The organism is Methylocystis sp. S23 (genome assembly GCF_054106005.1).
This window is the reverse complement of the sequence record NZ_CM134185.1, coordinates 1,159,269-1,180,961: the sequence shown is the minus strand read 5'-3', so window position 1 is coordinate 1,180,961 and position 21,693 is coordinate 1,159,269. Positions and strand designations below refer to the sequence as shown.

Annotated in this window: 22 protein-coding genes and 2 tRNA genes; 6 read left to right on the top strand and 18 right to left on the bottom strand. The window is 63.6% G+C overall.

Translation table 11 applies throughout. The features are described from left to right. Positions 1-9 precede the first annotated feature (9 nt). The 4 genes from ACV7JP_RS05995 to ACV7JP_RS05980 form a co-directional block, all read right to left on the bottom strand. Entirely contained in the window at positions 10-384 is a 375-nt protein-coding gene (locus ACV7JP_RS05995; protein ID WP_457798310.1) for a hypothetical protein, read from the bottom strand. Next, positions 354-1,121: a DNA-methyltransferase gene (locus ACV7JP_RS05990; protein ID WP_457798309.1), complete on the bottom strand. Its 768-nt coding sequence runs from the start codon at positions 1,119-1,121 to the stop codon at positions 354-356. The genes ACV7JP_RS05995 and ACV7JP_RS05990 overlap by 31 nt, the downstream gene beginning before the upstream one ends. A 384-nt stretch (positions 1,122-1,505) precedes the next feature. Then, positions 1,506-1,868 (bottom strand): helix-turn-helix domain-containing protein, encoded by a 363-nt coding sequence (locus ACV7JP_RS05985; protein ID WP_457798308.1) that lies wholly within the window; start codon positions 1,866-1,868, stop codon positions 1,506-1,508. 80 nt (positions 1,869-1,948) lie between these two features. Next, positions 1,949-2,635, bottom strand: coding sequence for a hypothetical protein (locus tag ACV7JP_RS05980; protein WP_457798307.1), 687 nt, complete (start codon positions 2,633-2,635; stop codon positions 1,949-1,951). A 246-nt stretch (positions 2,636-2,881) separates the two neighbouring features. On the opposite strand from ACV7JP_RS05980, the gene ACV7JP_RS05975 reads away from it, so the two are divergent. Further along, positions 2,882-3,910 carry a hypothetical protein gene (locus ACV7JP_RS05975; RefSeq protein ID WP_457798306.1) on the top strand — a complete coding sequence of 343 codons (1,029 nt, stop codon included), beginning with the start codon at positions 2,882-2,884 and terminating at the stop codon, positions 3,908-3,910. Between the two features lie 89 nt (positions 3,911-3,999). On the opposite strand, the gene ACV7JP_RS05970 is transcribed toward ACV7JP_RS05975, so the two are convergent. Both ACV7JP_RS05970 and ACV7JP_RS05965 read right to left on the bottom strand, forming a co-directional pair. Further along, positions 4,000-5,187, bottom strand: a complete 1,188-nt coding sequence (locus ACV7JP_RS05970; protein ID WP_457798305.1) for a tyrosine-type recombinase/integrase — start codon at positions 5,185-5,187, stop codon at positions 4,000-4,002. Positions 5,188-5,351: 164 nt separating this feature from the next. After that, positions 5,352-5,427 (bottom strand) — tRNA-Phe (locus tag ACV7JP_RS05965). Positions 5,428-5,556: 129 nt separating this feature from the next. On the opposite strand from ACV7JP_RS05965, the gene ACV7JP_RS05960 reads away from it, so the two are divergent. Beyond that, the gene (locus ACV7JP_RS05960) at positions 5,557-5,910 is read left to right on the top strand and encodes a RidA family protein (RefSeq protein ID WP_457798304.1); all 354 of its coding nucleotides are present in this window, start codon (positions 5,557-5,559) and stop codon (positions 5,908-5,910) included. On the opposite strand, the gene ACV7JP_RS05955 is transcribed toward ACV7JP_RS05960, so the two are convergent. From ACV7JP_RS05955 to ACV7JP_RS05945, 3 genes are all read right to left on the bottom strand, one after another. Continuing rightward, on the bottom strand, positions 5,894-6,697 hold the full coding sequence (locus ACV7JP_RS05955) for a HesA/MoeB/ThiF family protein (RefSeq protein WP_457798303.1): 804 nt from the start codon (positions 6,695-6,697) through the stop codon (positions 5,894-5,896). The genes ACV7JP_RS05960 and ACV7JP_RS05955 overlap by 17 nt on opposite strands. A 544-nt stretch (positions 6,698-7,241) precedes the next feature. Then, positions 7,242-8,330, bottom strand: a complete 1,089-nt coding sequence (locus tag ACV7JP_RS05950; protein WP_457798302.1) for a glycosyltransferase family 4 protein — start codon at positions 8,328-8,330, stop codon at positions 7,242-7,244. Continuing rightward, complete coding sequence (locus tag ACV7JP_RS05945) at positions 8,330-9,187, bottom strand: UDP-2,3-diacylglucosamine diphosphatase (protein ID WP_457798301.1); 858 nt, start codon at positions 9,185-9,187, stop codon at positions 8,330-8,332. Before ACV7JP_RS05945 ends, ACV7JP_RS05950 begins: the two co-directional genes overlap by 1 nt. A gap of 166 nt (positions 9,188-9,353) precedes the next feature. Here ACV7JP_RS05945 and ACV7JP_RS05940 point away from each other — a divergent pair, with 166 nt between their 5' ends. After that, positions 9,354-9,971 carry a helix-turn-helix domain-containing protein gene (locus ACV7JP_RS05940; protein WP_457798300.1) on the top strand — a complete coding sequence of 206 codons (618 nt, stop codon included), beginning with the start codon at positions 9,354-9,356 and terminating at the stop codon, positions 9,969-9,971. Positions 9,972-10,130: 159 nt separating this feature from the next. Here the strand turns inward: ACV7JP_RS05940 and bfr are convergent, their stop codons facing one another. The 3 genes from bfr to ACV7JP_RS05925 all read right to left on the bottom strand — a co-directional run bounded on the left by bfr (position 10,131) and on the right by ACV7JP_RS05925 (position 11,462). Further along, on the bottom strand, positions 10,131-10,607 hold the full coding sequence (bfr, locus tag ACV7JP_RS05935) for a bacterioferritin (protein WP_457798299.1): 477 nt from the start codon (positions 10,605-10,607) through the stop codon (positions 10,131-10,133). Between the two features lie 25 nt (positions 10,608-10,632). After that, the gene (locus ACV7JP_RS05930; protein ID WP_457798298.1) at positions 10,633-10,869 is read right to left on the bottom strand and encodes a (2Fe-2S)-binding protein; all 237 of its coding nucleotides are present in this window, start codon (positions 10,867-10,869) and stop codon (positions 10,633-10,635) included. Between the two features lie 272 nt (positions 10,870-11,141). Continuing rightward, entirely contained in the window at positions 11,142-11,462 is a 321-nt protein-coding gene (locus ACV7JP_RS05925) for a hypothetical protein (protein ID WP_457798297.1), read from the bottom strand. A 103-nt stretch (positions 11,463-11,565) separates the two neighbouring features. On the opposite strand from ACV7JP_RS05925, the gene glpK reads away from it, so the two are divergent. After that, the gene (gene glpK / locus ACV7JP_RS05920) at positions 11,566-13,062 is read left to right on the top strand and encodes a glycerol kinase GlpK (protein ID WP_457798296.1); all 1,497 of its coding nucleotides are present in this window, start codon (positions 11,566-11,568) and stop codon (positions 13,060-13,062) included. Between the two features lie 101 nt (positions 13,063-13,163). Here glpK and ACV7JP_RS05915 read toward each other — a convergent pair whose 3' ends face one another. Both ACV7JP_RS05915 and mutY read right to left on the bottom strand, forming a co-directional pair. After that, the gene (locus ACV7JP_RS05915; RefSeq protein WP_457798295.1) at positions 13,164-13,424 is read right to left on the bottom strand and encodes an Imm74 family immunity protein; all 261 of its coding nucleotides are present in this window, start codon (positions 13,422-13,424) and stop codon (positions 13,164-13,166) included. A 21-nt stretch (positions 13,425-13,445) separates the two neighbouring features. Further along, positions 13,446-14,507 carry an A/G-specific adenine glycosylase gene (mutY, locus tag ACV7JP_RS05910; protein WP_457798294.1) on the bottom strand — a complete coding sequence of 354 codons (1,062 nt, stop codon included), beginning with the start codon at positions 14,505-14,507 and terminating at the stop codon, positions 13,446-13,448. Between the two features lie 64 nt (positions 14,508-14,571). On the opposite strand from mutY, the gene ACV7JP_RS05905 reads away from it, so the two are divergent. Next, entirely contained in the window at positions 14,572-15,090 is a 519-nt protein-coding gene (locus tag ACV7JP_RS05905) for a DUF721 domain-containing protein (protein WP_457798293.1), read from the top strand. Positions 15,091-15,187: 97 nt separating this feature from the next. Beyond that, positions 15,188-15,264: transfer RNA gene (locus ACV7JP_RS05900), tRNA-His, on the top strand. A 385-nt stretch (positions 15,265-15,649) separates the two neighbouring features. On the opposite strand, the gene ACV7JP_RS05895 is transcribed toward ACV7JP_RS05900, so the two are convergent. Genes ACV7JP_RS05895 through kdpB form a run of 4 tightly spaced genes read right to left on the bottom strand, consistent with a single transcriptional unit; the run spans position 15,650 to position 21,692 of the window. Beyond that, positions 15,650-16,336: a response regulator gene (locus ACV7JP_RS05895; protein WP_457798292.1), complete on the bottom strand. Its 687-nt coding sequence runs from the start codon at positions 16,334-16,336 to the stop codon at positions 15,650-15,652. 14 nt (positions 16,337-16,350) lie between these two features. Beyond that, complete coding sequence (locus ACV7JP_RS05890; protein ID WP_457798291.1) at positions 16,351-19,014, bottom strand: DUF4118 domain-containing protein; 2,664 nt, start codon at positions 19,012-19,014, stop codon at positions 16,351-16,353. A gap of 19 nt (positions 19,015-19,033) precedes the next feature. Further along, the gene (gene kdpC, locus ACV7JP_RS05885) at positions 19,034-19,633 is read right to left on the bottom strand and encodes a potassium-transporting ATPase subunit KdpC (protein ID WP_457798290.1); all 600 of its coding nucleotides are present in this window, start codon (positions 19,631-19,633) and stop codon (positions 19,034-19,036) included. 10 nt (positions 19,634-19,643) lie between these two features. Beyond that, positions 19,644-21,692, bottom strand: a complete 2,049-nt coding sequence (gene kdpB, locus ACV7JP_RS05880; RefSeq protein ID WP_457798289.1) for a potassium-transporting ATPase subunit KdpB — start codon at positions 21,690-21,692, stop codon at positions 19,644-19,646. Position 21,693: the final 1 nt, after the last annotated feature.

Below are 21,693 nucleotides of genomic sequence, written 5' to 3'. Positions count from 1 at the left end.
CTTGCGATACTACTTTTTTTTGAAGTCGCATGTTTGCAGCTTCTCGTCGACCGATCCACGAATCTTTTGAAATTTCAGCTCGACGATGAACATGGTGTTGTTCACGACCACATAGATCGCGTCGTCGGGCAGCAGCTTTTTCGAGAGATGATCGCGGTAATCGATCCCGTGTTGGGCAAGCATTTTGTATAGGGCGTGTTTGCGGTAGCTCCGCGCCACCTCGCGACCGTCGTAATAGATAACTGAGCCCGTGACGCTGTAGCCGGGAGCGCGAGAGATCGCCGTTAGAAGGTCGCGCTCGTTCTCGAAGTTGAGCCCCGTGCGCGTATTGCCGCCGCCAATTCCGCCGGCCTTCATACGGCGATGGAAAGGGGAGCGCTCCATGTCGATATGGGGGATTTCATCAGGTCTCGATGCCGCTTGATTGAAAGGTCGATATATTTCTTGTCTTTCTCGATGCCGGTGAAATCACGATCGCCGATCAAAGCCGCCGCTATCCCGGTCGTGCTGCTGCCGGCAAAGGGATCGAGGATCGATGCGCCCGGTGGGGTAGAGGCGAGCACGATGCGTCGCAAGAGTTCGAGGGGCTTTTGTGTCGGGTGCTTTCCGTGCGTCTTCTCGCTCGGCTTCGGTGTATGCACGGCCCAAACCGATCGCATTTGCAGGCCGGGCTTCTTCATCATGTCGGCGGGCCATTCGCCGTTCTTCATAGCCTTGTAGTCGAAATAGTGCCGCGCATTCTTATCCTTGCGCGCCCAAAGCAGCGTCTCATGGGAGGCGGTGAAAACCCGGCAAGAGAGATTGGGCGAAGCGTTCGGCTTGAACCAGGCGATGTCGTTGAGCATGTGAAAGCCGTTTGCCTGGAGCGCATAGCCGCACTGATAGATCGAGTGATATGTGCCAGAGATCCAGATCGTGCCGTTGGGCTTCAACAGGCGACGCGCTTCCTCGATCCAGGCGCGATGAAAGTCCATGTCATCGGCAACGCCGCGCGATTTGTCCCAACCGCCTTTGTGGACGGGCGCACGTTTGCCACCGTGAACAGTGAAGCCGCCGTTTGAGAGAAAATATGGAGGATCAGCAAAAACCATGTCGAAGGACTCGGACGGCATGGCAAGCATAACGTTTAAGGCGTCGCCCCTGAACAATCGAAACCCGTCTGCCTCATAGGCGGCCTCCATAAGTCACTGAAATATACCATGCCGAGCCGGAATCGGGAGCACTTGCAGATCCAAGGTCAAAGAGAAGAATAGGACGGGAAACAGATATTGTGCGACAATGAAAAGTTGGCTCTGTCAAGCCGTTTTCTGTCTATGCCTATGTTGTCATGCTCTTTCACCATTGCGTTTCGGATTCTGCTTTTCCCTTTTTTCAAAGACGCATTCCCTGCTGAGTATTTTTCAATATGAGTATTTTCAAATGCGTATTCTTATATAGAGAGACCGGCAATTTCCGCCGCTCGGGAGCGGCAATCCTTGCCGCTCTTGACCGGCAAAATTTGCCGGTCAGGCGCGGCGGCGCGCAGGCTTATCCACAGTCAGAAATAGACGGTACAGGTTCGTCTTTCCAAGCCCGCGCTGCGTGATCTCCAAAAGGCCCGCCGTCTCCAGCTCCTTCAGATACGTGCGGACGCTTCGCTCCCCTGCGCCCATATCGTCGGCGAGCTTCAACTGCCCCGGAAAGCAGGCGTCGTCGGCCCAGGCGTATTTGAGCAGCATCGCATAGGCGAGCTTTGCGCCGACGGTCAGCTCCTTCTTGGTGAGGATGAAATTCGGCACCTGGGTGAAGCCGTGGCGGGTGACAGGATCAGCGCCAACAATCTCTATGTTGCGCGCGATTTCATTGAGCCGGGCAGCGACATGCTCCATATGCGCATTATACCTCGCCACTGCGCGCAAGCGGCGTCACGCGGCGTTTGTGGGGATATGAGGCGCGTCGCTCGCTATCGCTACGCTTGGTCGATCCCTCGTCCTTCGTCCCCGCTTCGCTCGTCAGTCTCATGATGCGCGACTGGCCAGGGCGAAGTCGACCGCCCTCCCCTGCCGAGCAATGGCGTGAGCATCTGCTGAAGCCCGCGCACAAGGTAGTTTGTCTCCTTGTCGCGCTCCAACAGCGCGGCAATCTGCGTGTCCTTCACCTGCGCTTGATCTTTCAGGAATGAGACATGCTCTTTCAGCATGGCGTTCTCGCTTTCGACTTGTGCGACATAGCGCGACATGTCGGACTGTGACGGGGTCGGACGCTCCATATTTTCCGGCGCGACGTTGTCGCGCTCGGCCGCGCTCGCGCGCGGTGTGTCGATGAGGGCGTTTGGCTCAACCACGGGCGCGACTCTGTGCGACATGTCGGCCTGCGGCGGAGTGTGTCGCACTTCGTCGGTAATCCCGTGCAATTGCGCGAGCTGCGTGATCGCTCGTGCAACAGAATCGGGATCGACGAAATAGGTGAGGCCGGTCGCGGTCTCCTCCTTGATGCAGTCAAGCCGGCCGGCGGCGCAGTAGCGTTGCAGGGAGCGGATGTTACGCGGAAGGCCACCCTCCGCGAACAGCCGCGCGGTCTCGTCCAGGGTCAGGGAATAGCGTGTCGCGCTCGGGCGCGCTGTGTCGGGCAGTGGCTGTCGGCCTTCGTCGGGCATTGACGCCAGTATATCACCGGCTCGTCGCACCTCTCGCCAATGTCCACATCTCGGTCTGAATTTCGGTTTTTGACCTAAAGCAGCCAGACTGCGGACGGTCTAATCGAGACGCAGCCGATCTGGATTTCAATGCATGATCACTAACCCGTTGCTGCCAACTATGGCCGGAGCGGGGGTCTATGGCTTCCGAAAATATTCCGCTACCATCCAAGTCACTGCATTTTAACCTGACGGAAGGGCCCAGCGATGCGTTCTGCACTATATTATCCCCATACCAAGCTTGAAAGCCAAAGCCTTTTGAAAACCAGCTTGTTGATGTGGGATCATCTGGAATTTATCGTGCCTTATCCTGAGTATAATACTTCGTACAGAAACAAGGATATCGAGCGCGCTATCGAACTATTCGGTGTGCAGCGTTGCCCAAGCAAGACAGACAAAAGCAAAGCACACGATATCATTGAGGATTTTGCAACTCGACCGCTACCGGACGCCTTTTTTTACAGGACAAATCACCAGGACCGATATTATGAAATTTACCCGCAGAAATTTATGGGTGAAACTTGGGAAATTCTTCAAGATTTGAAGCTAGCCGGAGATCCGCGCCAGAATGCTGATTATCCGCTAACAGAAACGGCCGGTCTCTCTGTTATGTCTATCCTGGCAGATTGCTGTGCGGGCACTACGCGCGTACGCGTCACAGATCGCGGAGCGGCCTACGCGGCCATAACCAATTTGCTCGTTCAAAAACCGGCAGGCGTCGCAGCCGACCGCTATGAACTTGTAGTCCCGTTGACGCTTGCCCTCATCAAAGCGAGTTCGATTCCACTAGAAAACTTGATCAATTTCCGCGAACGAGAGCACAAAGCAGGCGGCCATACACTTCGGGCCCTGCGCCATCGTTACCTGGATAACATTGAGACCCACATCCAATCGCTGCAAAAAGCCGAGACCAGAGAAGACTGGCAAGAACTTGACCGCACTTTTGAGCTAAAAATGAAAGACGATCTTCGCGATCTCAAGGACGAACTGAGGCTGGCGCGCGCAGACGCCGTGTTTTCAAAGGAATTTGTAACAAGTATTGTTGTTGCTGGAGCCTCTGCTTGGGGTGCCATGCATGGGCTGCCACTGGAAATACCACAAGCGTTTACCGCGATGGGTGCACCAGTAACTGTAGGTGGATTACTTTCAACAAAGACTAAATATTCCAACTCTCGCAAATCAATTATGCAAAAACACCCAATGGCTTACTTGTATGAATTAGAAAACTCACGCTAAATGCTGTGCGAGAAGGTTCGAAAGCGACGCACGCGGTTGTCGGCGGACGGCAGCTTCTGGCGGCACAAAGCAGAAAATTCCATTGCCAATCAGCGCAGGTTGCGAAACTCGTCCAGCATGTCGGCCCAGCGTTGCATCAGTTCGATACGCTCGGGCCAGTAACTCGCGCGGTTATAGGCGCGCCGCACCGCGTTCTCATTCTGATGCCCAAGCATCGCTTCTATCACGTCTGGTCGGATACCCCTCTCATTGAGGATCGTGCTCGCCGTCGAGCGGAAACCGTGGGCGGTCATTTCCTCCTGGCTGAACCCCATGCGTCGCAGGGCGGAATTCATGGCGTTCTCGGAAAGGGGCCGCCGGTTCGACCTGATGGAGGGAAACACAAAATCTCCGCTCTCTGAAAGCGGCCAAATTTCCCGGAGCACTTCGAGGGCCTGCTGGGAGAGGGGCACATCTAAATGACGCCGCATCTTCGCCCGCTCGGCCGGAATGCGCCAAACCGCTTTTGTAAGGTCGATCTCTTTTCGGCGTGCGCCGCGAACCTCGCCGGGCCGTGCGCAAGTTAATGCGGTGAAGAGCAATGCCGCCCGGATCGTCGGCCAGCCGTCATACTCATCTATTGATCTCAGCAGGCCGCCCACCTGCCGCTCGTCGACGATTGCCGCCCGATGCTTCACTCTCGGGGGAGTGAGCGCGCCCGCCAGGGCCGTTGTCGGATCGTTCGTGGCGCGTAAGGTGACGATCGCCAACCGGAAGACCGCGCTGATGGTCGAGCGTAGCCGACGGGCGGTCTCTCGTCGTCCACTGCGTTCGACCTGCTTCAAGAGATCGAGAACTTCGGCCGATGTGATTTCGGCGATCGGTCGGGACGCGAGCGGGGCGGCGATGTCTTCCAGCATCCAGCGAAGCTTCGCCCTCGTCATCTTGGCCGATCCCTTGGCCTCGTGCGCTTCAAGAAACTCGGCGGCGATCAGGCTAAAAGTGTTCTTGGCGGAGGTCTCTGCGGCGAGCCGATCGAGCTTCTTCTTGACGTTAGGATCAATGCCCGAGGCGAGAAGCTTCTTTGCCTCGTCGCGCTTCGCGCGCACGTCCGCCAAAGAGAAGAGGGGGTAGGCTCCGAGAGCCAGGAGCCGTTCTTTCCCCAAGAAGCGGTATTTGAGCCGCCAAAGTTTTGAGCCGTTCGGCTGGACGACCATGTGCAAGCCGCCGCCATCGAAGAGCTTGTAGGGCTTCTCGGCCGGCTTCGCGTTCTGAATGTCAAACTGCGTGAGCGACATCGGGGGTATCGCCAAAAGCGGAAATTACCGCGATGCCCCTAATCTACCCCCTTATCGGCGAGAAACAACGTTCCGCCATGAGCAGCTATGACACGAAAATCCGTCCTAACTACCTGATTCTAAGTTCTTTATGAGGGATTATGAGACGCCTTGAAATGAGGTGATGGTGCCCAGGGGCGGAATCGAACCACCGACACTGCGATTTTCAGTCGCATGCTCTACCAACTGAGCTACCTGGGCCCGCGCGTGGCGCGTGGAGGGGCTTATAGAAAGGGCGTCGTCTCTTGTCCAGCGGCTAAAGCAACTTTTCTCCATCGCTTGCCGGCGGCGCCGGCTTCCCCTAAACCCGGGCCTGGAACTGGAGGGAATATGAGCGATATCAGGCGAATTGGCGCGGGTCCGCGCATGAGCAAGGCGGTCGTGCGCGGCAATGCCGTCTATACGGCCGGTCAGGTGGCCGAGAAGACCAAGGGCGGCTCCGTCGCCGACCAGACCCGCGAGATCCTCGGCCTCATCGAGGCGCTGCTGGCGGAAGCGGGCAGCGAGAAGGCCAAGATCCTCTCGGCGACCATCTATCTCTCCGACATCTCTACTTTCGCCGAGATGAACGGCGTCTGGGATGTGTGGGTGGACAAGGAAAATCCGCCGGCGCGCGCGACCGTCGAGGCGAAGCTCGTGACGCCGGATTACAAGGTCGAGATCGCCGTCATCGCGGCGAGGTAGTCCCCGAAAGGGGCAAGGCGGTCCCGGACAGGGGATTGTCGGGGTCCCACCCATAGCGCAGCGTCTCGAATCGGATGGCGAGCATGTCGATCAGAAGCAGGCGGCCGACGAGGCTCTCGCCGAAGCCGACGATCTCGCGAATGACTTCCAGCGCCATCATCGCGCCCACGACGCCGGCCAGCGCGCCCAATATTCCCGCCTCCTCGCAGCTCGGCACGGTTCCGGGCGGCGGGGGCTCGGGGAAGAGGCAGCGATAGGTCGGGTTCGGCCTGCCGTCCGGCCCGGTCTCGAAAGGCCGCAGCGTCGTGAGCGAGGCGTCGAAGCCGCCGACCGCCGCGGTGACGAGCGGCTTTTTCTCATGGAAGCAGGCGTCCGAGACGAGATAGCGCGTCGCGAAATTATCCGAGCCGTCGGCGACGATGTCATAGCGGGCGACGAGCGCGCGGGCGTTCTCCTCCGTCAGCCGCTCGGCGTGCGGCTCGACGCGGACATGCGGATTGAGCCGGGCGATCGCCTCTTGCGCGCTGTCGACCTTGAGGCGCCCGACGCCTCCCGTGTCGTGGATCACCTGCCGCTGGAGATTGGAGAGCGACACGGCGTCGTTATCCACAATGCCGAGCGTCCCCACGCCGGCGGCGGCGAGATATTGCAGCAGAGGCGCGCCAAGGCCCCCAGCGCCGACGGCAAGCACGCGTGAAGATTTGAGTTTTTGCTGCCCGGGGCCGCCGATCTCGCGCAGCACGAGATGGCGGGCGTAGCGTTCGATCTCCTCGGTGCTGAGGCTCATCCGGTCTCCGGCGCTTGCATTGGATATCGAGCCGGCGATGCTGCGACTCGCGCCGATTCGGGCGCAAGGCGGCAGACGGCTTTTCCCATGACCATAGCGGCTTCGCCGCCCGGTCTCCAGCCGAAGGAATATGACGAGATCGAAGCGGCCGTCCGTTCGACCGCGCGCGGCCGCCTCTTTCTCGCGGAGCACGCCCGGCGCGCGCGTGCCCGCCGCGATCGAGCGGCTGGAGGCGCGCCTCGAGGCCCGGCAGGCGCTGGCGCCGGTCGAGGCCTGCATCTTGACCGATCGGCTGAGCGAACTTTCCTGGTCGCTGCCCGAAAGGGGGTCGAGGATTTCGTTTGCGGAAAGCTCGACGCGCTGGCGTGGGAGTTTCGCGGGGCCGGGAGCGTGGCGAAGGCTGTCGAGAGGCGGGCGGCGCGGGAGCCTGTCGTCGCGGTGGTTGCGGAACCGGGGAAGCCGGAGCCCGGGCCGCGGGCGTGGTGCCGCCGCCGCGTTGGAGCCGATCCGCGCCGACCGGATCGACGCGCGCCTTGCGGCGCTGTCAGGGCTGGACCGTCTGCCCCTTATCGACCGTTTCGCGCTTTTCGCCTGAAGCCTTGAGGGCCGCGCGCCCGACGCCGCCGAGCGAGGCCGCGCCGCGCGCATAGGCGATATTGTCCAGGAACTGGCGGGCGCAATTTTCCCATGTGAAGGTCAGCGCATGAGCCCGCGCCGCCTCGCGCGGAATGTCGAGCGCCGAGAGCGCCGCCGCGCGCAGGTCGTCGTCCAGCGCGCCGGCGCCGCTCCCGCCGACGACGTCGAGCGGGCCCATCACCGGGAAGGCGGCGACGGGAAGGCCGCAGGCCATGGCCTCGAGCAGCACGATGCCGAAAGTGTCGGTGCGGCTCGGAAAGACGAACACGTCCGAGGAGGCGTAGAGCGCCGCAAGCTCGACGGGGGTCTTCACGCCGACAAATCTCGCATGGGGGTAGCGCGCCTCGAGCGAGGGGCGCGCCGGCCCGTCGCCCGCCACGAGCTTCGACCCGGGTAAATCGAGGGCGAGGAACGCTTCGAGATTTTTTTCGACGGCGAGACGGCCGGCATAGAGGAAGATCGGGCGCGGGAGATCGAGGGGGATTTTCGCGCCGGGATGGAAAATCCCGTGATCGACGCCGCGCGACCAGCGCAGCAGGCGCCGAAAGCCGCGCGCGTCGAGCTCGCGCGCGAGGCTCGGGGTCGAGACCATGGCGCCGGCGCCGGCATTGTGGAAGCGGCGCAGCGCGGCATAGGCGACGCCCACCGGCAGACCGGTCCGCGCGTGGATATATTCGGGAAATCGCGTATGGAAGCTCGTCGTGAAGACGCGCTTGTTGCGCAGGCAGACGGCGCGGGCCGCGAGGCCGATCGGCCCTTCGGTCGCGATGTGGATATGGTCGTATCCCTGGTCCATTCTTCGGCGCGCGGCGCGCGGCGTCGCGAGCGCGAGGGAAATCTCCCGATAGGTCGGCATCGGGAAGGAATGGAAGTCGCGCGGCGTCAGGAAGTCGATCTCGGCGCCGAGCGGCGCCGCCGCGCGCGCGACGGATTCGAGCGAACGCACGACGCCGTTGACCTGGGGCCGCCAGGCGTCCGTCGCAACCAGAATCCGCATTACGCGGCCGCCGCGCTCGGCGCGGGCAGCGCCTTGATCCGCGTCTGCGGATTCGCGTCGCGCTCCGTCGCGGTGGTCAGCCAATGGAGGATTTCGAAAGTTCCGTCCGCATGTTCGGCGATCGCCGTGCAGCTTTCGACGAAATCGCCGGTATTGACGTAGAGCACGCCGTCAATGGTCTTGATGGTAGCGTGGTGGATATGGCCGCAGACCACGCCGTCGACGCCGCGGCGCGCGGCTTCCGCGGCGAGCGTCTGCTCGAAATCGCCGATGAAATTGACGGCTTCCTTCACCTTCAGCTTCGCCCAGGCGGAGAAGGACCAGTAGCCGACGCCGAACAGGCGGCGGAAACGGTTGAGAACGGTATTGGTCGCGATGGCGACGTCATAGGCCCAGTCGCCGAGAAAGGCGAGCCAGCGGGCGTTGCGCACGACGATGTCGAATTGATCGCCATGGATGACGAGCATCTTCTTGCCGCCGGCCGTCTCGTGCACCGCATGGTCCACCACCTCGACGCCGCCGAAGGTGAGGCCCGTATAGTCTCGCGCGAATTCGTCGTGATTGCCCGGAACATAGATCACGCGCGTTCCCTTGCGGGCCTTGCGCAGCATCTTCTGCACGACGTCATTATGCGCCTGCGGCCAGTGCCAGCCCTTGCGCAGCTTCCAGCCGTCGACAATGTCGCCGACGAGATAGATCGTGTCGGCGTCGTTGTGCTTGAAAAAATCGAGAAGCAGATGGGCCTGCGCGGCCTTGGCGCCGAGATGCAGGTCGGAAAGGAAGAGCGTGCGGTAGCGTCTGGGCTCGGGCTCGGCGGGCGGATGCGCGCGGAAATTCGTCAGATTCTGTTCGGCCATGAGCGCTTTGCCTCTCGCCGTCGACATCGTACGACGCCTTTCACCAGATTCAGGTCACAGCGAGATGACAGCCGCGCGGCGCGCATTTGACGAGCGGCCGCGTCGTTCGATATTTCGAACAGAATCGGATAATGTGCCGTCCGATTTCGGGAGGTTCGCAGGTTCGATGGGCGTCGAAGGCAAGGAAAAGCACAAGATTCTGGAGGCGGGAGCGCTCGCGCTCTCGGGCCAGCTCGGCGCGACCATCCAGCGCCTGCGCAAGGCCTATAATCTCTCCCTTTCGGAACTCTCCCAGCAATCGGGCGTCGCCAAGTCGATCATCAGCCAGATCGAGCGCAACGAGACCAATCCGACGCTCGCCACCATCTGGCGTCTCGCCCAGGCGCTCGACGTCTCGATCGAGCGGGTGCTGCAGACGACCGAGGACGAGCCTTTTCTCGAGAAGACGAGCAGGGCGGATACGCCGATCCTGCTGTCCGACGACGGCAAATGCCGGCTCGCCATCATCGGCTGGATCAAGACGGTGGAGTGGCTACAAGTCTACGATCTCGCCGCCGATCCCGGCGGCGCGCTCGAATCGGACCCCCATCAGCGCGGCTCGGTGGAGAGCCTCTCCGTCCGGGAAGGCGAGCTCGAGGTCGAGGTCGCGGGCGTGAAGGAGACGGCGAAGGCCGGCGAGACGCTGCGCTATCGCTGCGACCGGCCGCATGTGATCCGCAATCTCGGCAAGACGACGGCGCAGGCGACCATGGTCTGCATCCTCAAAGCCGCGGTCATGGAATAGCGGCCTTGCGGCCCGGGAGGGGCGGAAGCCGCCGCGCTGTCGGCGACCGGCGCTTTTTTCCTCCGGCTCGGCGGCCGTTCGCGACGGCCCGCTCAGAAAAGAAGGCGGGCGGCTCGCGCCGTCCGCCCGGAACTCGAAAGCGATATCGCCACCCGAGGCTTAGGAGATATCGCCCACATGCTTCTGGCTGTAGAGCTGGACGCCGAGCTGCTTGATCAGCTCCTGCTGCGTCTCCAGAAAGTCGATATGGCCTTCCTCGCTCTTGATGATGCGCTCGAAGAGCTCCATCGACACGCGGTCATTGATGGAGTCGCAATAGACGGCGGCCTCGATATACATGGCGCGGGCGTCGACCTCCGTCGAAAGATCGGCCGCGATGATCTCCTCGACCGTCTGGCCGATGCGCAACGGATCAAGCACCTGCATATTGGGGAAGCCTTCGAGGAACAGGATGCGCGCCGTGAAATCGTCCGCGTGACGCATCTCCTCGATGGATTCCTTGCGCCACTTCTCGGCGAGCTCCTTGAAGCCCCAATTGTCGAAGATGCGATAATGCAGCCAATATTGGTTGACTGCCGTCAGCTCTGCGCGCAGCCCGCGATTGAGATATTCGATAACCTTCGCGTCGCCGCGCATGTGCAATCCCTTTCCATAGTCATGATCACGCCGCCAGTCCGTCGGCGCGGCAGCTATCACAATCGCCGTTTCCGCCGCATTCGTCCAGCCTCGCGGCGGAGTGCTGGTCGACAATCGCGACGATGCTGCGCACGCAGCGCCCGCATTTGGCCTCGCAGCCCATGTTGCGGAAGACCGAGGCGACCGAGGCGCGGTCGGGGCGAGACCCCAGGGTTTCACGCACATCGCGATCGGACAGGACGTTGCAGGAACAGACGATCATTGCTTCGCCTAGTTTGGAAAGATTGCAAACTACCTTTTACATCAGTAGGTTACAACGTTTCCTCGGTTTTGCAACCCGGCCTTTGTCGGTTTTCCGACATCAACCCGGCTGTCCTGTCGATCACCGCAATCGGCGTGCCGACGAACCTGATTTTGGAAATCTTCCACGCTCGGCAATGGCCTAAAGACAAAAAGGCTGCGGCGCCAAAGCGCTGCAGCCCCAGACGGCCTGCCGGCGAAAGCCGCCGCCGCGCGACGGCCCTTGATCGCGTCCTACCAGCGCGGCCCCCCGCCGCCCCAGCCCTGGCCGCCCCAGGGGCGATATCCCCAGCCGCCGCCCCAGGGACGCGGGCGCCATCCATAGCCGTCGCCCCAGGGACGCGGGCGCGGCCGCCATCCATAGCCATACCCATATCCGCCGCCGCCCCAGCCGCAGCCATAGGGGCCGCACCAGATTTTCTCGATCCCCGGCGCGTTCCCGGCCGCGGCGCCCGGATCGATCCCGGGAAGCGCCTGCGCGGGGGCGAGAGCGGCCGCCGAGGCGCCGGCGGCGGCCAAGGCGGCGAGCAAGTTTTTGACGATACCGGATTTCATGGCGCATTCTCCTGCGGAAATTCGACAGGCGAAGCGTGCCGCGCGCGGCTTGAACCGTCGCTGAAGCCTTCATTCATAAACGATAAAGGAAACGAGCCTTTCCATGCCGCAACTCATCGGCGCCGTCGACCAGGGCACGACCAGCACGCGCTTCGTCGTCCTCGACGAGGAGGGCGAGATCCGCGCTTTCGACCAGCGCGAGCATGCGCAGATCTATCCGCGTCCGGGCTGGGTCGAGCACGACGCGGCGGCAATCCTCGCCAATACGAAAGCCGCGATCTCGGGCGCGCTGGAGAAAGCGCGTCTCTCGCCCGCCGACCTCGCCGGCGTCGGCGTCACGAATCAGCGCGAAACGACCGTCTTGTGGGACCGCGCCACCGGCGCGCCCCTATACAACGCGCTCGTATGGATGGACACGCGCACTCAGCCTCTGGTCGACCGCTTTGCGGCGACGGGCGCGGGCGACCGGATGCGCGCGGCGACCGGCCTGCCGCTCGCGACCTATTTCTCGGCGTTGAAGCTCGCCTGGCTGCTCGATAACGTCGCCGGCGCGCGCGAGAAGGCCGAGCGCGGAGACGCGCTTTTCGGCACGATGGACAGTTGGCTCATCTGGAACATGACCGGCGGCCCCAGGGGCGGGCGCCATATCACGGACGCGACAAACGCCTCGCGCACGCAGCTCATGAATCTCGCGACGCTCGCCTGGGACGACGAGCTGCTGACTCTCTTCGGCGTTCCCCGCGCCTGCCTGCCCGAAATCGTCTCGTCGAGCGAGATCTACGGCGCCTGCGTCGCGCCGCTTCCGGGCGTTCCCCTCGCCGGGGCGCTCGGCGACCAGCATGCGGCGCTGCTCGGCCAGGCCTGCCTCAAGCCGGGCGACGCCAAGAACACTTACGGCACAGGCTGCTTTCTGCTGATGAACACGGGCGAGACGCCGCATGTCTCGACCGCCGGCCTGCTGACGACGCTCGGCTACAAGCTCGGCGCCGCCAGGCCCGTCTATGCGCTCGAAGGCTCCATCGCCATAGCCGGCGCCTTGGTGCAATGGCTGCGCGACAATCTCGGCCTCATCGAGTCGAGCCAGGAAATCGAGGCGCTCGCCAGAACCGTTCCCGACAATGGCGACGTCTATTTCGTGCCCGCTTTCTCGGGTCTCTATGCGCCGCGCTGGCGCGGCGACGCGCGCGGAATCATCGCCGGGCTGACGCGCTTCTCCAACAAGGGACACATCGCCCGCGCGGCGCTGGAGGCCGCCGCCTATCAGACGCGGGAAGCGCTCGCGGCGATGGTCGCGGATTCGGGCGTCGCCGTCGGCGAATTGAAGGTCGACGGCGGCATGGCGGCGAACGACCTCCTGATGCAGTTCCAGGCCGACATGCTCGGCGCGCCCGTGGTGCGGCCGAGGCATCTCGAAACGACCTCGCTCGGCGCCGCCTACGCCGCGGGCCTCGCCGTGGGCGTCTTCAAGAGCGTGGACGACATCGCCTCTCACTGGCGCGCGGCGAAGCGCTTCGAGCCGGCGATGACGGAGGGAGAGAGGGCGCGGCTCGTCGCGTCATGGGAGAAGGCGGTGGAGCGGTCGCTCGGATGGGCCGTTTAGCGATCCGGCCCAAGCAATCCGCAACGACGGCGCGCGAGCGAATCAACTGGAACCAGTATAAGAGCCGCGCCGCGGCTTGATTGATCCTGCGGACCAACGGCCTAATCGAAATCCACCGTCAGCCCGTGCTTGGCGAGCTCCTTCTCGACCGCGTCGAGAATGCGCTGCAATTCCTCTATGTCGATTTCCTTGTCATGGTCGGGCGCGTCCCAGGCGTCGATCTCGTCCAGGCGCACGACGAAGTCCGTCTCCTCGCCCGATTCGGCGTCCGGAGCCTCGGCGTGGATGGTCAGCATGCGGCCGTCCTGATATACGCGGATCGCGCCTTCCGTTATTTCGACCTTGATCTTCGCCCGCGCCATGGTCGCCCTCTCCGCCGATGGTCAAATGAGCCCAGCCAGCGAGGCGGCCTTGCGCATCAGGGTGGGCAGCCCTTCTCTATCTAGATTGCGCCGCGCCGCCCAGCGGCAATTGGAAGCGAGCGGCGTCCTTGCGCCGGCCCGCGCGACGAAGACCGTGGCCGTAAGCGCGAAATGGGTAAAGACATGCGCGACCGGTTCCGGCAAAGCGCGCCAGTCCGCTTCACAGGGCGCGAAGGCCAGCCATTCCTCGGGCCCGACGTCGCGTGTGAAAGGCGTCGCGGGAAAAGCGCTCATCCCCCCGAAAAGCCCCTTCTCCGGGCGGCGGCTCAGCAGCGTCTCCTCGCCGCGCCTCAAGATGAAGATCGCGCCGCGCCGCCTGGGCTTCTCGGCCTTTTGCGCCTTGACCGGATAGGCTTCCTGCGCCTGCGCGGCGAAGGCGGCGCAGCCGGCGGCCCATGGGCATGCGCCGCAGGTGGGCGCGCGGGGCGTGCAGACCGTCGCGCCGAGATCCATCAGCGCCTGCGCGAAATCCCCGGCGCGGGCGGGCGGCAGGAGCGCCTCGACCTTTTCGCGGATGCGCGACTTCGCCTGCCGCGCCGGCGTCTCGATGGCGTGAAGGCGCGCCATCACGCGCTCGACATTGCCGTCGACCGCCGCGCAGGGCTTTTCGAAAGCGATGGCCGCGATCGCCGCCGCCGTATAGGGTCCGACGCCCGGCAGCGCGAGCAGCTCCTCCTCGGCTTCCGGAAAGCGCCCGGCGTGATCGCGCGCGACCCTGCCCGCGCAGGCGTGGAGGTTGCGGGCGCGGGCGTAATAGCCGAGCCCCGCCCAGGCCGCGAGCACGTCGTCGAGCGGCGCCGCCGCCAGCGCCTCCACCGTGGGCCAGCGCGCGAGGAATCGTTCGAAATATCCCTTGACCGTTGCGACGCCGGTCTGCTGCAGCATGATCTCGGAGAGCCAGACGGCGTAAGGATCCGCCCGCGCGCCGGGCGGCGCGCGCCAGGGCAGGTCGCGGCGATGCGCGTCGTACCAGGCGAGGAGGGCGGGGCCGAGCTTTCGCCGCTCGGCGGGAGGCTTTATCATCGGCGCTCAGCTTTACGGGCCTCTCGGCCCCGCGGGCAAGGGCGTAGGGGAGGGAAGAAGCCGCATGAGCGTCGCGCCGCGTGGAAAAGGCGTCTTCGCCCGCCCGCTCGCCGAATATGTGCTTCGCGAGCTCGATCCGCTCGTGGCCAGGCAGGGCTTTGGCGAGGCGTCTCTCCTCATGCAATGGCGCGAGATCGTGGGCGCGCGCATCGCCGAGATCTGCGCCCCCGAGCGGCTGCAATGGCCGGCCCGCGCGCGCAAGCCTTCCCCCCACAAGCCCCAGGAGCCGGCGACGCTCGTCCTGCGCGTCGAGCCGGGCTTCGGGCTTGAAATTCAGCACATGGGCCCGGCGATCGTCGAGCGGGTCAACGCGCATCTCGGCTGGCGCTGCGTCGCCCGCCTGACCTTGCGGCAGCAGGCGCTTGCGGCCCCTGCCGGGAAAAAGCGCCCCCGCCCGGCCCCCGCCGACCCCGCCGCCCGCGCCCGAGCCGAGGCGGCGACCGAGGGCGTGGAGGAGGCGCGCCTGCGCGCCGCGCTGGTGCGGCTCGGCGAAAGGGCGCTCGCGCCGCGAAGCAAAGCGTAATCCGCCACGCAAAAGCCCGTCCAAAGGGGAGTTTCGAGCCCGCGCGCGGGAACGCTTGCAATCCACTGCGCTTGCGAATAGTTTCGCGCCGCTTCGGGCCGCCATAGCTCAGTTGGTTAGAGCACCAGATTGTGGATCTGGGGGTCCCCCGTTCGAGCCGGGGTGGCGGTACCATTCTCTTCCGCAATTTTCGATCGACAGAGACGCACGGGCGCGCATCCGCGTGCAACCGGGAAATCCAAGCGCGGAAGTCTCTCTGCGTTCGTTTGACCACGAGCTTGAGTTGGTGGCGAGGACTTATGAGGGCGAGCGCACGGCGGTAGGCATAGAGCGAGGATCAAAATTAAAGCGGTCGCAACAACGACAGCTGCGCCAATCAATTGCTTATCTGGATCAAAGAGAGAAGCGAGACGCACAGTGTGAGTAGGAATACCGGCCCCCTCCCCGACGGGCCATGTCGAGCGCCTCCACTGCGTCCTCGCCGCCCCCACGTCGCGCTGCGACAAAACACGGATCTTGTCTGCAATTGCGCCAATTAGCGGACGTCAGTGATTCTGACTTATTGAAGGTCCGCGAACCGGTATCCCACGCCCGTTTCGGTCGTCAAAAGGCGCGGATGCGCTGGGTCGTCCTCGATTTTTCCTCTGAGTTGTCCCACGAAGACCCGCAAATATTGGGTGTCGTTCTCATGCGCCGGCCCCCAAACGGCGCGTAGGATTTCACGATGCGAAACGGGCCGACCGACGCGTCTCGCGAGGAAGACCAGAACGTCGAACTCTTTTGGCGTGAGTTTCAACGTTTCCTCGCGTTTGCGGACGAGACGCTTGCCGACGTCAATGACGAGTTCTTCAATGGTGATTTGATCAGGCTCGGCGGCGGTGCTGGCGCGCCGGAGCGCCGTACGCATCCGCGCCAGCAACTCATCCATGCCGAAAGGCTTCTCGACATAGTCGTCGGCCCCGAGGTCCAGGGCCATGACTTTTTCCGCCTCTCGATCCCGCGCGGATAGGACGATGACTGGCGTATTCGTGAAAACGCGGATTTTGCGGAGCGCTTCCTTCCCATCCATGTCGGGAAGGCCAAGATCGAGGATGATGAGGTCCGGCACGCCGTCGCGCAAGGCGTCGAACGCTTCCGCCGCTGTCGTCGCGCTGACGACCTGATAGCCCGAAGCTGTCAAAGCCGGGCGCAGAACGCGCAGGATTTGAGGTTCGTCGTCGACGATGAGAACCTTGTGGCTGCTCATGCGCATGGTCCGCCTTAAGCTTCCTCGGCGGCCGGAAAGCGCATGACGATTCTCGTCCCGCGCCGGCGGATCGCGGGGCTTTGCGCGATGATCTCGCCGCCCATTGCATGGACGAGCCCGCGACAAATGGAGAGGCCGAGACCCGTGCCGGCCTTTCGTCCGTCGGGGCGCCCGCCGCGGTAGAATTTTTCGAAGATCCGCTCGAGATCGGAGGCTTTCACGCCGGGCCCCTCATCAGTGACGGTTATGACAACTTCCGCGCCCTCGCGACGCGCATGAACGATCGCGCCGCCCGGCCCGCCATATTTGTGCGCGTTATCCAGCACGTTGAAAAGGACCTGACCGAGAAGATTTGCGTCTCCGCGGATTGGCCGAAGTTCCGGAGAGACGCTGATCGCCGTCTTCTGCGCGGGGTAGGTTTTGCGGATGCGCTCGACGGCGTCGCGGATCACGGCCGCAACGTCGACGAGATCACGGCGGGGCGCCAAGCCTCCCGCTTCGATACGCGACATGTCGAGCAGATTGGCGATGAAGCGGCCGAGCCGCGCGGCCTCTTCCTCTATCGACGCCATAAGATCGCGCCGGTCCTCAGGCGACAGTTTCTCACCGAGTCGCCGCAGGCTGGTGATCGCCGCCGTGATCGAGGCCAGCGGCGTGCGAAGATCATGTGAGAGCGACGCCAACAAGGTCGTGCGCAATTTCTCATTCTCCTGGAGCGCCGCCGCCTTTATGGAGTCGCCGACCAGACGGGATCTGTCGAGTGCGATGGCCGTCTGCTCGAGCAATGCCGTCAACATGTGCTCTTCCTGCCCGGTGAAGGGCTCGTCGCGCCGCTTTGGCTCGACGCCAAGAACCGCGACGACGCCGCGCGGCGTCGCGAGCGGACGGAATTGAAAGCGGACATTCGGCAGCGTGCCGGTTCGCCAGCCGGAGGCCTCGACCTTGTCCAGCGCCCATCTGGCCGCGCCATCTTCGCCCGCGTCGAGTTGATCGAGCGGCGGCCATGATGCGGCGATGGAAAGCGCGCCGTCGTCCGGCTTGAGGAGGACTACGCGCGGCGCTTCCATCGCCCTTTGAACCTGCGTCGTCGTCACCCACATAATGTCGTCTTCGCTGGTCGAGGCGGACAGCTTCCTGGAAAAATCGAAGAGGGATTGCGCCGTCTCGGCTCTGCGGCGCATCGCCTGTGATTGTTCGCGCATCCGGCTCGCGAGCATCCCTGTGACGGTCGCGACGGAGAGCGAAACGAGGAGTTCGAGAAACTCCTGCGGCTCCGATACGGTGAAACCATAGCGTGGCTCGACGAAGAAGAAGTCGCACGCGAAGAAGGAGAGAACGGCGGCTGCGATCGCGGAGAAGAGGCCTAGCCAAATGGCGCAGACCATCACCGGCAGCAGAAAAATCACCGCCATGTTCGGGATGGGGAGCCAGCGATCAATCAAGAGGCCGACGCCGACGGTCAGGAAAACGGCGACTAGGGCGGCGGCGAGGCCCGCCCAGAAATTGGAAGGCCTGGCCGGCTTCCATGTGAGCCCCGTCTGGGCGCTTTCGCCGGCGCCGGCGAGAAGCACGGCGATATCCTTCGCCCGCCGCGCGATCTCGTCCGGAAGCGAGCGCCTGAAAAGCGTCCCCATAAAGCCCGTGCGGGATCGGCCGAGCACGATCTGGGTGATGTTTTCCTGCCGTGCGAATTTAAGGATTTCGCCCGCGAGATCGTCGCCGGAAAGCCGCGCGGTCTCGGCCCCGAGGCGCTCGGCGAGATGAAGGGCGTCGTCGATCTTTCGAACGACTTGCGCCGATTGCGCCTCATGGCCCGTCCGCTCGACATGGGCGGCGATCCATGAGGCGTTGAGGGCGCTGGCCAAACGGGCGGCTTCCCGGACCGCGCCCTCCGACCCCTCAGCGCCGACGCAAACGAGGAGCCGCTCGGACGTCGCCCAAGGCCCTTCAATGGCGCCTTGCCGCAGGAACGCGACCATCTGATCGTCGACGCGCTCCGCGGTGCGGCGCAGAGCCAGTTCGCGTAGCGCGGTCAGATTGCGTGGCGTGAAGAAGTTTTGCGTCGCGCGTCGCGCTGTCTCGGGGACATAGACCTTTCCCTCCCGCAGTCGCTGGAGCAGTTCGTCGGGCGTTATGTCGACGAGAATGACGTCGGCCGCATCCTGAAGCATGCGATCGGGCACGGTCTCACGAACGGCGACGCCGGTGATCCTGGAGACGACGTCCGCAAGGCTCTCTAGATGCTGAATGTTGAGCGCGCTCCAGACGTCGATGCCCGCGTCCAGAAGCTCTTCGACATCCTGCCAGCGCTTCGGATGCCGGCTGTCCGGCCCATTGGTGTGGGCGAGTTCGTCGACGACGATGAGCCTGGGCTTTCGCGCCAGGGCGGCGTCGATGTCGAACTCCTCGATAACGCGGCCGCGATAGGCTATTTTTCGCCTCGGCAGGATTTCCAGCCCCTCAGCCAAGGCCTCCGTCTCTTTGCGGCCATGCGTTTCGATGAGACCGATGACGATGTCCTGCCCCTCGGCGCGCGCGGCGCGGGCGCGCGCGAGCATTGCATAAGTCTTGCCCACGCCCGGCGCGGCGCCGAGAAAGACGCGCAGCTTCCCCTGTCCCTCCTTGCCGGTCAGGGCGAGAAGGGCGTCAGGGTCGGGGCGGCGTTCTTCCAGGCTCAAGCGCGGCGCTTCTCCAATCTTATCTCAGCGCGTCCAGCGCCATGTTCAGCTTCAGGACGTTTACGCGCGGCTCTCCAACGAAGCCGAAGATGCGGTTGTCGATATGCTCGTCAACAAGGGCCTGGACGCGATCCTCAGGAAGCCTTCGCGCCTTTGCAACGGCCGAGACTTGCGCCAGAGCGTATTGCGGCGAGATGTCCGGATCGAGGCCCGAGGCCGACGTCGTAACGGCGTCGGCCGCGACCATGCCGATGCGTCCGGCGGCGAACTCCGCTTCGATGGCCGCATTGACGCGATCGACGAGTTTCCTCGATGTTGGTCCGAGATTGGAGCCCATTGAGTTCGCCGCGTTATAGGGCGCGTCGACGGTCTTGGAGGGGTCCGCCGGGTCGGGCCCGAGGGTGGCGGAAGGCCGTCCGTGAAAATACCGATCGCTGACGAAGTTCTGCCCGATGAGCGCCGAGCCGACGACGTTGCCGTCGCGCTCGATCAGACCGCCATTGGCCTGCGCCGGGAGCGCGAGCTGAGCGATGGTTGTGATCGCAAAAGGATAAGCCAGGCCTGTGACGGCGGTGAACAGCAGGATCATCACGATTGCCGGACGAATTTGAGAGAGCATGGGCGCCTCCTCAGGCGAGATGCAGCGCGGACACGATCAGGTCGATCGCCTTGATCCCGAAGAAGGGGACGACGAGACCGCCAAGTCCGTAAATGAGCAGATTGCGGCGCAGAAGCGCGGCCGCGCCGACGGGCCGATATTCGACGCCCCTCAAGGCGAGCGGAATCAGGGCGACGATGATCAGGGCGTTGAAGATGACCGCTGAGAGGATGGCCGACTGGGGCGAGGCCAGCTTCATGACGTTGAGCGCATCGAGCTCGGGAAAGGCGACGACGAATAGCGCGGGGATGATTGCGAAATATTTCGCGACGTCATTGGCGATCGAGAAGGTCGTCAGGGAGCCGCGCGTCATCAGCAATTGCTTGCCGATCTGCACGATCTCAATGAGCTTCGTCGGATCGCTATCGAGGTCGACCATATTGCCCGCTTCCCGCGCCGCCTGCGTGCCGGTCTGCATGGCGACGCCGACATCGGCCTGCGCCAGCGCCGGCGCATCGTTCGCGCCGTCGCCGCACATCGCGATGAGACGGCCGCCCTGCTGCTCCTTGCGAATATAGGCGAGCTTGTCCTCCGGCTTGGCCTGCGCGATGAAATCATCGACGCCCGCTTCGCCGGCGATGGCGGCCGCTGTGATCGGATTGTCGCCCGTGACCATCACCGTCTTGATCCCCATCGCGCGCAGCGAGGCGAAGCGGGCCTTGATGTCCGGCTTCATGATGTCCTTGAGATGGATCACGCCGAGCAGGCGCCCGTTCTCGGCGACAGCGAGTGGCGTTCCGCCCACGCGCGAAATGCGCTCGACCGCCCGTTCGAAATCAACCGGGACAGACGAGGCCTGCCCGATAATCGCGTCCACGGCGCCCTTCCGCAGCGAGCGGCCAGGCAGATCGACCCCGGAAATGCGGGTGTGCGCGGAGAAGGGAACGATGCTCGCATCTGCGCCGAGAGCGGGAGCCGCAACGCCGTAACTCGACGCCGCGAGCGAGACGATGGAGCGCCCTTCCGGCGTCTCGTCGGCGAGAGAGGCGAGCAGCGCCGCTTCCGCCATCGCCTGTTCGGTCACGCCGCCGACGGGGACAAACTCGTCCGCCATGCGATTGCCGAAGGTGATGGTGCCGGTCTTGTCGAGCAGCAGCGTGTCGACGTCGCCAGCCGCCTCCACGGCGCGTCCGGAGGTCGCGACGACGTTGAAGCGGATGAGACGATCCATGCCCGCGATTCCGATCGCCGACAGGAGGCCGCCGATGGTCGTCGGAATTAGACAGACGAGCAGGGCGATCAGCACCGTGATCGATAGGGTGGTTCCTGAATACAACGCCAAAGGCCAGAGCGTGACGCAGACAATCAGAAACACGATGGTGAGGCCCGCCAGCAGGATCGACAATGCGAGCTCATTCGGCGTCTTCTGCCGCTGCGCGCCTTCGACGAGCGCGATCATCCTGTCGATGAATGTGGAGCCCGGGGCCGCGGTGATCTTCACTCTGATCCAGTCGGAGAGAACGGTCGTGCCGCCCGTCACCGCCGATCTGTCGCCGCCAGCTTCGCGAATGACGGGCGCCGACTCGCCGGTGATGGCCGATTCATTGACCGACGCGCAGCCCGCGACGACTTCGCCGTCGCCGGGAACGAGATCGCCGGCTTCGACGAGAACCACGTCGCCGACTTTCAACTCGAGAGCCGAAACGCCCTGATAAACGTCTTTCATGCCGGCGGCGCCATCCGCATCAATGAGCCGTTTGGCGTGAGCGTCCGAGCGGGTCTTTCGCAGCGTGTCCGCCTGCGCCTTGCCGCGTCCTTCGGCGACGGCCTCGGCGAAGTTTGCGAAGAGGACCGTGAACCAGAGCCAGGCGGCGATCTGGCCGGAGAAGAAGGCCACGCCATTATAGGCGAGGAGATCGCGGACGAAAAAGCCGGTGACGACGGCGGAAACGATCTCGGTGACGAAGATGACGGGATTGCGCGCGAGCTTTCTCGGGTCGAGCTTGACGAAGGCGTCGATGCAAGCGCGCTTGATGATGTCGGCGTCAAACAGGCCGGGGGCGGCGACTTTGGAAGACATA

What these genes read in the sequence shown, in the direction of transcription:
- ACV7JP_RS05995 (WP_457798310.1), bottom strand. Translation starts at nt 384, where the DNA reads ATGGAGCGCTCCCCTTTCCATCGCCGTATGAAGGCCGGCGGAATTGGC.
- ACV7JP_RS05990 (WP_457798309.1), bottom strand. Translation starts at nt 1,121, where the DNA reads ATGCTTGCCATGCCGTCCGAGTCCTTCGACATGGTTTTTGCTGATCCT.
- ACV7JP_RS05985 (WP_457798308.1), bottom strand. Translation starts at nt 1,868, where the DNA reads ATGGAGCATGTCGCTGCCCGGCTCAATGAAATCGCGCGCAACATAGAG.
- ACV7JP_RS05980 (WP_457798307.1), bottom strand. Translation starts at nt 2,635, where the DNA reads ATGCCCGACGAAGGCCGACAGCCACTGCCCGACACAGCGCGCCCGAGC.
- ACV7JP_RS05975 (WP_457798306.1), top strand. Translation starts at nt 2,882, where the DNA reads ATGCGTTCTGCACTATATTATCCCCATACCAAGCTTGAAAGCCAAAGC.
- ACV7JP_RS05970 (WP_457798305.1), bottom strand. Translation starts at nt 5,187, where the DNA reads ATGTCGCTCACGCAGTTTGACATTCAGAACGCGAAGCCGGCCGAGAAG.
- ACV7JP_RS05960 (WP_457798304.1), top strand. Translation starts at nt 5,557, where the DNA reads ATGAGCGATATCAGGCGAATTGGCGCGGGTCCGCGCATGAGCAAGGCG.
- ACV7JP_RS05955 (WP_457798303.1), bottom strand. Translation starts at nt 6,697, where the DNA reads ATGAGCCTCAGCACCGAGGAGATCGAACGCTACGCCCGCCATCTCGTG.
- ACV7JP_RS05950 (WP_457798302.1), bottom strand. Translation starts at nt 8,330, where the DNA reads ATGCGGATTCTGGTTGCGACGGACGCCTGGCGGCCCCAGGTCAACGGC.
- ACV7JP_RS05945 (WP_457798301.1), bottom strand. Translation starts at nt 9,187, where the DNA reads ATGGCCGAACAGAATCTGACGAATTTCCGCGCGCATCCGCCCGCCGAG.
- ACV7JP_RS05940 (WP_457798300.1), top strand. Translation starts at nt 9,354, where the DNA reads ATGGGCGTCGAAGGCAAGGAAAAGCACAAGATTCTGGAGGCGGGAGCG.
- bfr (WP_457798299.1), bottom strand. Translation starts at nt 10,607, where the DNA reads ATGCGCGGCGACGCGAAGGTTATCGAATATCTCAATCGCGGGCTGCGC.
- ACV7JP_RS05930 (WP_457798298.1), bottom strand. Translation starts at nt 10,869, where the DNA reads ATGATCGTCTGTTCCTGCAACGTCCTGTCCGATCGCGATGTGCGTGAA.
- ACV7JP_RS05925 (WP_457798297.1), bottom strand. Translation starts at nt 11,462, where the DNA reads ATGAAATCCGGTATCGTCAAAAACTTGCTCGCCGCCTTGGCCGCCGCC.
- glpK (WP_457798296.1), top strand. Translation starts at nt 11,566, where the DNA reads ATGCCGCAACTCATCGGCGCCGTCGACCAGGGCACGACCAGCACGCGC.
- ACV7JP_RS05915 (WP_457798295.1), bottom strand. Translation starts at nt 13,424, where the DNA reads ATGGCGCGGGCGAAGATCAAGGTCGAAATAACGGAAGGCGCGATCCGC.
- mutY (WP_457798294.1), bottom strand. Translation starts at nt 14,507, where the DNA reads ATGATAAAGCCTCCCGCCGAGCGGCGAAAGCTCGGCCCCGCCCTCCTC.
- ACV7JP_RS05905 (WP_457798293.1), top strand. Translation starts at nt 14,572, where the DNA reads ATGAGCGTCGCGCCGCGTGGAAAAGGCGTCTTCGCCCGCCCGCTCGCC.
- ACV7JP_RS05895 (WP_457798292.1), bottom strand. Translation starts at nt 16,336, where the DNA reads ATGAGCAGCCACAAGGTTCTCATCGTCGACGACGAACCTCAAATCCTG.
- kdpC (WP_457798290.1), bottom strand. Translation starts at nt 19,633, where the DNA reads ATGCTCTCTCAAATTCGTCCGGCAATCGTGATGATCCTGCTGTTCACC.
- kdpB (WP_457798289.1), bottom strand. Translation starts at nt 21,692, where the DNA reads ATGTCTTCCAAAGTCGCCGCCCCCGGCCTGTTTGACGCCGACATCATC.